The sequence below is a fragment of the Microcoleus sp. A003_D6 genome (assembly GCF_036702825.1).
GTDB lineage: Bacteria > Cyanobacteriota > Cyanobacteriia > Cyanobacteriales > Microcoleaceae > Microcoleus.
In genome coordinates, this window is record NZ_JAUBWA010000052.1 from 1 (window position 1) to 10692 (window position 10692).

The following is a 10692-nucleotide window of genomic DNA, read 5'->3' on the forward strand; positions in this document are numbered from 1 at the left end:
CCATCCCACAAGAGTTATTTTTTCTTGTGGGACGGGCATCTTGCCCGTCCTAATTATTTTTGCAAGAGGTCTAATATTCCTCCCCACATGGACGTAGATAATAATTTGTCACCAAGCTTCTGTTATTTTCGAGATAAACTTCGAGGCTTAACGACTCAGTAAAGAAACCGGGGTTTTTTATGGAAAATCGCCTAGTGCAACGAAGTAGATTCGTAAAAAAAAAACGGTTTCTCGACACCCGTGCATAAGTCCTGTCTGACTACCAAAATCGGAATCATAGCCAAACTTTTGATGAGTAACAGCCCATACAGCTAGTTTAGCGGGACAACCTCAGCTTGAGATTCCCACAAACAGCGAACAACCCCAAAGATGAAAATAGAACGATGCAAAGCATTTTCGACCGACGCAGGATGTCGGAGTCAATGAAGCTGCTGGTTTGGTAAAATGCCAGAGGCGATCGACTTACCAATAAAAACCGCCAGATTAATTTAAGCTGATTAAAAATTAGGCTGCAAAATCCGATGATCCGCAAGAATAACCGCAAAAAGTTACCCTTATTAGTAGCTTTCTTAGTCTCGCCATTTATTTCTTGGTTCCTGAGTGCGATCGCACTATTTCTCAGTCTCTGGGTCATCGTACCAGCACCCGCGATGTTCCTGTACCCTTTGGCGGTGGGAGCACCAGAAATCAGTCCTTGGTTGGTGGGTATCAATACGATCGCCCTCCTGCTGAACCTGCTCAGACGGCATCAAGGCAAAGTCTACATTATTTTGTCAATTTGTAACCTGTTCGCCCTAATCCTGGGCCTGCTCCCCCTGATGCAGTTCCCAGCAGCCAATACAGCGATAGCTACCCAAATGCAAGCAGTTTTAGGGGAAAACTATTTAGCAGCCGTTCCTCAAGCCGATCGCGCGCAGCTACGCCCTCAACCGTTTATCCTGGCAGATGCGTTCCGAGGAATTCCCATCAGAGAAGTTAGGATCGATCGGGCTATTGTATTTGCCAACCCTGACGGAGTTTCACTGCAACTAAACGTTTATCGGCCGATGCAAATTGGCAAATATCCGGCGATTATCACCCTCTACGGAGGAGCTTGGCAGAGAGGGAATCCCGATTCTAATGAGGAATTCAGCCGCTACATGGCCGCTCAAGGCTATTGTGTGGTTGCAATTGATTACCGCCACGCTCCCAAGTATCGATTTCCTGCTCAGATTGAGGACGTACAAGCCGCTCTTTCCTATATCAAAACTCATGCTGCTGATTGGGAAATCGATCTCGATCGAATTGCTCTGATGGGAAGGTCTGCTGGTGCCCATTTAGCAATGCTAACTGCTTATGATTCTAGCGTGCTTCCAGTTCGAGCAGTGGTCAACTACTACGGGCCAAATGACCTAATCCGGGGATACAATGACCCACCTTTTCCTGATGCCATAAATGTTCGAGCCGTCTTGCGTTCCTTTCTCGGAGGAACCCCAGACGAACTCAATCAGCTTTACCGTCGGGCTTCTCCCATAAATTATATTAAACCCAATCTTCCCCCTTCTTTACTGGTTTATGCAGGTCGCGACCATATAGTTCAGCCTAAGTTTGGTCGATCGCTCTACGAACGATTGCGAGCCACGGGCAATCGGGCTATTTTGCTCGAAATTCCTTGGGCTGAACACGCCTTTGATGCAGTTTTTAATGGCCCGAGCAATCAACTAGCTTTGTACTATACAGAACGTTTTTTGGCTCATGCTCTGAAGTCTTCGGATTACCCATAAATTAACTCAAAACTATAAAGTTACTCATTGATTTATAGGGATTCAAAGCTGGCGGTGAAGCCATCTAAGGTCAAGCATTCTTCCATAAATTCCTCTGCGTCATTGACATTTTCAAGTTGATATTCCATGATGCGTTGACCGTCGCCTTTCATTTTTTTGGAAGAAAGAGGCGTACCCGGATATTTTTCTGCGATCGCCTTGAACGCCTTAGAATGGATATCCCAGTTAGCCGCAGAACAGTTAATGGTTACACGCCACATAATTAAATTCCTTCTTACTTAGTTGTGAGTTGACAAAAGTGCCGATAAATCAAGGGATTCTGTTGTTTGGAAAAAAGCTAAAAGCCGCGCCACTATGCGATCGACACCACCCTTAACATTAGACTCAACATTCAAAGGCATCACCGGATCGTGGAGTGATAAGCGTAACAGAAACCAGCCGGATTCGCTAGCTGACGTGCAGGAAATTCGCAGCCCTTCGTAGTTATTGGGAACGATTTTCCAGCCTGCTTGCGTTGAGACAAATTCTTGCAGTTGCTCAATGACGCGATCGCCGTGGGCTTTGAAATCATCCACATTAATTTTAATCCGAAATTCTGCACTTTCTTCGGGTTCTTTTAAATTTGCAATTAAATCTGGCAAAGATTGATTTGCCAACTTTGATTGAGCCAATTCAATCAATAATTTACTGACCAAATAAGCGCCATCATCCAGAAAGTAATTTTCTTTCAAAGCTCCATGTCCCGAGGTTTCAATCGCCAGCCATGATTCCTGTCCGGATTCATTGAGGCGGATCGACTCGTCAATCACATTTTTGTAGCCGCGTTTAAAGCGATGGTGAATCCCTTTTAAATCCTGTTCGATGAATTGTGTTAACCCATCGGAGGTGATAGAATCGGTGACAATGGTAGAGCCTGGATGTTCTTGTAAGACTATAGCAGAAATCAAGGCAATTAAGCGATTGCGGTTGAGTTCATTGCCAGCGAAATCGACGGCAGCACTGCGATCGACATCGGTATCAAAAATAATTCCAAAATCCGCTTGATTTGCAATTACCGCTTGACAAATTGACTGCATTGCCTGTTTATCTTCGGGATTGGGCACGTGATTGGGAAAAGTGCCATCCGGTTCTAAAAACTGACTGCCTGCGGTGTCTGCGCCTAAAGGTTTTAAAACTTTATCCACATAAAACCCGCCCGCACCATTGCCCGCATCGACAATAATTTTTAATCCGGTCAGCGGCTGCTCAAAATTATCGGGATGATTGACTGCTTCCCGGATTTGGGTGACAAATTGGTTAGCATAAACAGAAATAAAATCATGCTTTGCAATGCTACCTTGAACGGTGACTTTTTCAAAGTCATTGCTTTGGGCGAATGCTAAGATATCTGTAATATCTTTTTTTTGTAAACCACCATTGGCGGTGAAAAACTTTAAGCCGTTGCGATTAAATGGCAAATGGCTAGCAGTGAGCATAATCGCGCCGTCGCAATCAAAACCAGGGGTAATGGTACTCATAAACATGGCGGGAGTTGAAGCCATTTCAAAATCGTAGACTTGGCTGCCGACTGAGGTGATACCCGCCATGACTGCTTGCATTAAGGTTGGCCCTGATAAGCGACTGTCGCGCCCGATCGCGATCGTTAATTCTGCCGCTGGTTTATGGACTTTTCGCACCAGCCAACTCACAAAAGCTTGTCCCAAAATTGTCGCAAATTCAGGCGTTAGGTTGACTTTTTCACCGGGAACTCCTTCGAGGGCGATACCGCGAATGTCTGAGCCGTTTTGAAGTTTTGTCCAGTTGAAGTTTTGCATAATGATTGATGGTAATTAGAAGGTAGAAAGTAAAAAGGCGTGGTTGAAACCGATCCTGCACACGAAGTCCGCCTCAGCTTACGGCAGGCGGAGCCCGCGCAGACTAAGAAATAAAGAGGGTAGAAATCTCGGAATCGCTAAGCTGTTCTACATTTAAACTGTGTGTCATTCGATTTGAGATTTTAGATTTGAGATTTTGGATTGACACCACGGATAAATGCGGGGGCTTGAGGATTTTAGATTTGAGATTTTGGATTGATTCCACGGATAAATCCGGGGGCTTGTACCATCAATAAATTCTTGGTCAACAATCAAGAAAACTCTTGTGGGACGGGCTTCTAGCCTGTCCCGAATTTCCAATTTAAATGCGTAACAGCTTATTATTAGGCGTTACGGTGACAGAGTTTTTCAATTTAATTAGGGGAATTTTAGCCACATCACCGCCGAGATTAAGCTCTCATTCCTTAGTCGCGTTCAACGCTGTAAATTGCCTCTAACCGGAACTCACCCTGAGCGGGAACTTCCACAATATCTGTAGCCGCATTGGTTGTTTCCACACAGAGTAAACGCTGATAATCTGCATCATCAAGATCGGCCATATTTGCAGAAATTGTCACCCAGGGATTCCACACTACGGCGGATTTGCTACCAGAGGATTTAATGCGGATGCGGCGATTGAGGGCGCTATCGTCAATGACTAATTCATTGGTAACATTCAGATAGATGCGATCGACTTCACCTGTTACTACCACTGCACCAACTTGAGTTTTTTCCACACCACCCTCAACTTTATCAAGATACTGGCTATTTTCTAAACCCAAAACCTGCACGCGGTTGATATCACCGACTTGGAAATAGGTGTGGAAAGCTTGGGTAAGGGGAAAGGCTTTGTCGCCCAGATTGCGGGTGAGTAGTTCTACGGTGAGGGTGGTGCCGACGGTAATCGCGATCGTCAGTTCAAAGGCTTGAGGCCAAATCGCTCTAGTTTCCTCAGTATCCTGAAGTCCCAGGGTGACTTTGGTTGCGCCCTCTGGGGTTGTGGCGGTTTCTACCACATTCCAGAGGCGATTCCGCACAAACCCGTGACTCGGACGGCCCAAGCCTTCGGGATCGGGGCCAAACCAGGGCCAACAGATGGGTATACCGCCTTTGATGGCTTTCCCGATCGCATAGTAGGCTTTTTCGCTCGCGAACATCAAGTCTGCGGTTTCGGTGGCCGGTTGGAAGGAGAGCACTTGGCCAGAATACACAGAAATCAAGGCTTTGGCTTGGCCGTTGTCGATGTGAATCATCGGGAAACCACCCTTTCCGGTGGCGAAGGTGAGGTGGCCGGCAATGCCGTAGTCGCTGTTTAATTGGTCAATACTCATGCTGTTGGCTGTTGTGAACTGCTTCATAATTATCTGATATTATGGTGGCTAGATTTTCTTGTATTGATGAACAAATTTGTATTCTCGCGATAAGTTGGCTAGATGGTTAACACAGTTGTTATCTGGGGAATCATTTGCGTTCCCATCGAAACTTCCGTTCAGATTCTTGAATTAGCACATCATTAATACTAGCTTCACGTCTTCGCATCAATCCATTTTAGGCAAATTCCCACTGTTCATTATCATAGACGCCATACCAGTAGCCAGAATCATCATGCCACTCCTATTCAAAGCGAACAGAAATTCGATGTTCTGTAAAACTCCACAGTTATTTCTTCAAGCTGTTTAAAGTGGGATGTCGGGAAGTTCAGCAGCAGCGATCGCAATTACGATTTTTGGCGCCGCTGAACAGAAGTATGATTTGACCGTCGTCGCTGACGGAGGCAGGCCGGATAGCGTTCAAATAGGATATCTAAATAATTGCTTTAATAGGGAATAAGCTGTTACGCATTTAAACCACTAACGAGGCTTGTAGGGTGCGTCAGTTAGAACACTTACTGGACAAGAGAAACGCTTATGTACTGACGCACCATACTATCGTCTTTTAAATGCCGAACAGCTTAGGAACGTCGTTTAATTTGAGAAGCGTGAATTAGTAAACGAATTGAATGTTTGAACATTTCTTCGGATTTAGAATAACAAATAGTTTTTCTATTCAATCGAGCAAAATACAGCGGATTCCAGGTTTATGAACTACACCCCAGAAACCGGGTTTCTTCTGGATTTCTCGCCAGAAATCGGTTTTATTCAAGAAACCCGGTTTCTCTGTACTTCACTTACGAAAGAAAGTGCTATATGTCCTTGATTCTATCAAGAGTTCTGACTCTTGTTGTCACCCCGTCAACAATTCTAGCCCTCAGAGCGCAAGAGATTAGATAGGAAATCCGAGGAGCCGATCGCCCCGTTAACCCCCACCAGATTCGCTAAAACCTGACCATTTCCTGCGACTCGCAGCAACGTACCGTCAGGAGTGGCGCTCAATTGCAACTGCTGGAAACTTAGGCCGCCAGTCAAAACAAACTTATCGACGCCTACCTCGAAGTTAATCACAGTATCGGTGCCGCCGTCAGCACTCAACACAAATCGATCGCTCCCAATACCTCCACTTAAAGTATCGTCGCCCAAGTCGCCAAACAGCCAATCATCTCCAGCACCCCCATTGAGAAAGTCGCTATCTTTACCGCCAATCAGGGTATCGCTGCCAGCATCGCCGTTGATAGTATCTTGCCCTTCGTTGCCGTAGAGCAAATCATCGCCGTCACCGCCGTTGATACAGTCTTGGCGGTCGTTTGCGCCCACCGAGAAACCCCGGTTATCGGAACGATCGCCAAAGATAGTATCGTTGCCCTCATCGCCACATATCTCATCGCTGCCGTCACCCCCATAAATCAAGTCGTTGCCGGTATCTCCGTGTACGAGGTCATTATTTTTGCCACCGTAAATCAAGTCGTTGTCTTCACCGCCACTGATGGTATCGTCACCTTCATCGCCGAACAGCGCATCAGCACCATCACCGCCAAAGAGCCAGTCCTGGCCGTTGACATCTTTAGCTCGACTGCGAGTGCCACCGTACATGGTGTCATCACCGCTGTCGCCGACAAGGGTATCAGAGCCGAGTTCGCCGAAAATCAAGTCATTATCTTTGCCGCCCCAAACGCAATCATTGCCTTTACCTGCTTGGACGGTATCATTACCGTTGCCGCCACCGATAATGTCGTTGCCGGTGCCGCCAAAGAGCAAGTCTTCTTCGCCAACACTATTCATTGAGTTGGAACCGCCGCTGTCGCCAAGCAGAGTATCGGCTCCTTCGCCGCCGTAGAGGGTATCTGAGCCTAATTCACCGTAGATCAGGTCACTGCCTTTGCCTCCGTAAGCGCGATCGTTATTTTCGCCGGCAAGCAGCGTATCATCACCTTCTTGGCCGTTGAGGAAATCGTTACCGGAGCCGGCGTCAAGCAAATCGCGTCCCTCGGAGTCGCTGACCCTTTTGTTGCTTAAACCGCCAAACAAGCTGTCATCGCCGCTGTCACCAATCAAGGTATCGGAGCCGAGTTCGCCCCAGATCAGGTCATTTTGTTTACCTCCTAGGGCAAAATCGTTATCCTTGCCAGCGTAGATGGTATCGTTGCCCTCGTTACCGTTAATGATGTCTGCGCCGTTACCTCCGAAGATAAAATCGCCATTTTCCGCAGCGCTGCTGTCATTATCGTTGCCGTTATCTCCCAAAATCGTATCGGCACCTTGATCTCCAAACAGGATGTCTGCGCCTAAGTCGCCGGCAATCCAGTCATTTTGTTTGCCGGCATGGACGATATCGTTGCCATCGCCACCATAGGCAATATCGGTGTCAGTGCCGGCAAAAATCGCATCATTGCCTTCGTCGCCGTGAATTTCATCAGCGCCATCTTCACCTAAAAGCAGGTCATTGCCTTCAAAACCGACAATTTTTTGGTTGCCTTTGGTGTCTGCGATCGAGTCATCGCCATTGGTTCCTGTGGTGGTTTGTCCTTCTCCAAGTTGTGAAATCGGCCGGACAAATCGAACTGCGGGCGGTTGCGGAGGCGGCGCAAAGTTAATTCCGGGTTTTTCAGGAATGGGCTGACACAGACAATCGGTATCTGGTTCGGCGATCGGATTTGAGATACCGGGCGCGGGCGTTGGCGTGGGTGTAGGTGTGAGTGGGGGAACAGTCCCAACAGGCCTCAAGATAACAGTAGCGCTAGCGGGGCTGACTTTGCCGAGGTTGTCGGTGGCGGTGTAGCTGAAATTGGCGCCGGTAAAGTCGCCTGTGGATTGGAAAAATAGTTGTCCTAGCTGTTCCGGTGTCAAGACTTGACCTGGTGTCACGGCGACTCCGCCGTTGGCTGGATCTCCTAAAAACAGGACTCCTTGGGCCGCTGGCGGCAGGGTGTTGATGGTGTAAGAGGCGATCGACCCATCGTCACTTATTCCCAATCCCGGCACCCGCGCGGTGCTGTTGGGCTCTAGGGTGAGGTTAGTATTGTTGGCTGCTGGCGGTTCGTTGGGAGTCGGTGTGGGACTTGGTGTTGGTGTGGGAGTTGGTGCTGGAATCGGTATTGGTAATGGTGTGGGAGTGGGTGTTGGTACTGGTGGTTGGTTGGGAGTCGCTCCTATTAAATCGAGATTCGCGTTAGCTGGGGGACTAACTGCGCCGAGGTCGTCTGTGGCGTTGTAGGTAAAATTGGCGCCGGTAAAGTCGCCTGTGGATTTGAAGAATAGTTGTCCTATTTGTGCCGGTGTCAATTCTTGACCTGCTGTTACGGCTACTCCGCCGTTGGCTGGATCTCCTAAAAACAGGACTCCTTGGGCCGGTAGCGGCAGGGTGTCGATCGTGTAAGAGGCGATCGACCCATCGGGGTCATTTCCTCCCAATCCCGGCACCCGCGCGGTGCTGTTGGGCCCTACCGTGAGGTTAGTAGGTGTCGCGGAGGGCGCTTGGTTGGGAGTTGCTCCTGTTAAAGCGAGAGTAGCGTTAGCTAGGGGACTAACTGCGCCGTTGTTATCTGTGGCGCTGTAGTTGAATGTGGCTCCGGTAAAGTCGCCTGTGGATTGGAAAAATAGTTGTCCTATCTGTGCTGGTGTCAGGACTTGACCTGCTGTTACGGCTACTCCGCCGTTGGCTGGATCTCCTAAAAACAGGATTCCTTGGGCCGCTGGTGGCAGGGTGTTGATGGTGTAAGAGGCGATCGACCCATCGGGGTCACTTCCTGCTAATCCCGCAACCGGCGCGCTGCTGTTTGGCCCTACCGTGAGGTTAGTATTTGTTGCGGAGGGCGGTTGGTTGGGAGTCGCTCCTGTTAAACCGAGAGTCGCGTTAGCTGGGGGACTAACTGCGCCGAGGTTGTCTGTGGCGTTGTAGGTAAAATTGGCTCCGGTAAAAGTCCCTGTGGATTGGAAAAATAGTTGTCCTATTTGTGCCGGTGTCAGGACTTGACCTGGTGTCACGGCTACTCCGCCGTTGGCTGGATCTCCTAAAAACAGGATTCCTTGAGCCGCTGGTGGCAGGGTGTCGATCGTGTAAGAGGCGATCGACCCATCGGGGTCAGTTCCTCCTAATCCGGGCACCCGCGCGGTGCTGTTGGGCCCTACCGTGAGGTTAGTAGGTGTCGCGGAGGGCGCTTGGTTGGGAGTTGCTCCTGTTAAAGCGAGAGTAGCGTTAGCTAGGGGACTAACTGCGCCGTTGTTATCTGTGGCGCTGTAGTTGAATGTGGCTCCGGTAAAGTCGCCTGTGGATTGGAAAAATAGTTGTCCTATCTGTGCCGGTGTCAAAACTTGACCTGGTGTCACGGCTACTCCGCCGTTGGCTGGATCTCCTAAAAACAGGATTCCTTGGACCGCTGGCGGTAGGGTGTTGATGGTGTAAGAGGCGATCGACCCATCGGGGTCACTTCCTGCTAATCCCGCAATCGGCGCGGTGCTGTTTGGCCCTACCGTGAGGCTAGTATTGTCGGCTTCTGGTAGTTGATTGGGAGTCGTTCCTGTTAAACCGAGATTCGCATTAGCAGGAGGACTAACTGCGCCGAGGTTGTCTGTGGCGTTGTAGGTAAAATTGGCTCCGGTAAAAGTCCCTGTGGATTGGAAAAATAGTTGTCCTATTTGTGCCGGTGTCAGGACTTGACCTGGTGTCACGGCTACTCCGCCGTTGGCTGGATCTCCTAAAAACAGGATTCCTTGAGCCGCTGGTGGCAGGGTGTCGATCGTGTAAGAGGCGATCGACCCATCGGGGTCATTTCCTCCCAATCCCGGCACCCGCGCGGTGCTGTTGGGCCCTACCGTGAGGTTAGTAGGTGTCGCGGAGGGCGCTTGGTTGGGAGTTGCTCCTGTTAAAGCGAGAGTAGCGTTAGCTAGGGGACTAACTGCGCCGTTGTTATCTGTGGCGCTGTAGTTGAATGTGGCTCCGGTAAAGTCGCCTGTGGATTGGAAAAATAGTTGTCCTATCTGTGCCGGTGTCAAAACTTGACCTGGTGTCACGGCTACTCCGCCGTTGGCTGGATCTCCTAAAAACAGGATTCCTTGGGCCGCTGGCGGTAGGGTGTTGATGGTGTAAGAGGCGATCGCTCCATCGTCATTTGCTCCTAATCCCGGCACCGGCGCGGTGCTGTTTGGCCCTACCGTGAGGCTAGTATTGTCGGCTTCTGGTAGTTGATTGGGAGTCGTTCCTAAACCGAAATTCGCATTAGCAGGAGGACTAACTGCGCCGTTGTTGTCTGTGGCGTTGTAGGTAAAATTGGCTCCGGTAAAATTCCCTGTGGATTGGAAAAATAGTTGTCCTATCTGTGCCGGTGTCAAAACTTGACCTGCTGTCACGGCTACTCCGCCGTTGGCTGGATCTCCTAAAAACAGGATTCCTTGGGCCGCTGGTGGCAGGGTGTCGATCGTGTAAGAGGCGATCGACCCATCGGGGTCAGTTCCTCCTAATCCGGGCACCCGCGCGGTGCTGTTGGGCCCTACCGTGAGGTTAGTAGGTGTCGCGGAGGGCGCTTGGTTGGGAGTTGCTCCTGTTAAAGCGAGAGTAGCGTTAGCTAGGGGACTAACTGCGCCGTTGTTATCTGTGGCGCTGTAGTTGAATGTGGCTCCGGTAAAGTCGCCTGTGGATTGGAAAAATAGTTGTCCTATCTGTGCCGGTGTCAAAACTTGACCTGGTGTCACGGCTACTCCGCCGTT

Annotated in this window: 6 protein-coding genes; 1 reads left to right on the forward strand and 5 read right to left on the reverse strand. The window is 49.4% G+C overall.

Translation table 11 applies throughout. The features are described from left to right. Positions 1 to 521 precede the first annotated feature (521 nt). On the forward strand, positions 522 to 1763 hold the full coding sequence (locus QUB70_RS15935; RefSeq protein ID WP_332981788.1) for an alpha/beta hydrolase: 1242 nt from the start codon (positions 522 to 524) through the stop codon (positions 1761 to 1763). Positions 1764 to 1795: 32 nt separating this feature from the next. On the opposite strand, the gene QUB70_RS15940 is transcribed toward QUB70_RS15935, so the two are convergent. The 5 genes from QUB70_RS15940 to QUB70_RS15960 form a co-directional block, all read right to left on the reverse strand. Beyond that, entirely contained in the window at positions 1796 to 2023 is a 228-nt protein-coding gene (locus QUB70_RS15940) for a hypothetical protein (RefSeq protein WP_332981789.1), read from the reverse strand. A gap of 18 nt (positions 2024 to 2041) precedes the next feature. Beyond that, entirely contained in the window at positions 2042 to 3577 is a 1536-nt protein-coding gene (locus QUB70_RS15945; protein ID WP_332981790.1) for a phosphomannomutase/phosphoglucomutase, read from the reverse strand. A gap of 464 nt (positions 3578 to 4041) precedes the next feature. After that, complete coding sequence (locus tag QUB70_RS15950) at positions 4042 to 4974, reverse strand: D-hexose-6-phosphate mutarotase (protein ID WP_332981792.1); 933 nt, start codon at positions 4972 to 4974, stop codon at positions 4042 to 4044. A gap of 103 nt (positions 4975 to 5077) precedes the next feature. Further along, positions 5078 to 5155, reverse strand: a complete 78-nt coding sequence (locus QUB70_RS15955; RefSeq protein ID WP_332981841.1) for a hypothetical protein — start codon at positions 5153 to 5155, stop codon at positions 5078 to 5080. A 701-nt stretch (positions 5156 to 5856) separates the two neighbouring features. Then, entirely contained in the window at positions 5857 to 10677 is a 4821-nt protein-coding gene (locus tag QUB70_RS15960; RefSeq protein ID WP_332981793.1) for a beta strand repeat-containing protein, read from the reverse strand. Positions 10678 to 10692: the final 15 nt, after the last annotated feature.

Excerpts from the sequence above, each read along its gene's own strand:
- QUB70_RS15935 (WP_332981788.1), top strand. The coding sequence starts at position 522 with ATGATCCGCAAGAATAACCGCAAAAAGTTACCCTTATTAGTAGCTTTC.
- QUB70_RS15940 (WP_332981789.1), bottom strand. The coding sequence starts at position 2,023 with ATGTGGCGTGTAACCATTAACTGTTCTGCGGCTAACTGGGATATCCAT.
- QUB70_RS15945 (WP_332981790.1), bottom strand. The coding sequence starts at position 3,577 with ATGCAAAACTTCAACTGGACAAAACTTCAAAACGGCTCAGACATTCGC.
- QUB70_RS15950 (WP_332981792.1), bottom strand. The coding sequence starts at position 4,974 with ATGAAGCAGTTCACAACAGCCAACAGCATGAGTATTGACCAATTAAAC.
- QUB70_RS15955 (WP_332981841.1), bottom strand. The coding sequence starts at position 5,155 with ATGCGAAGACGTGAAGCTAGTATTAATGATGTGCTAATTCAAGAATCT.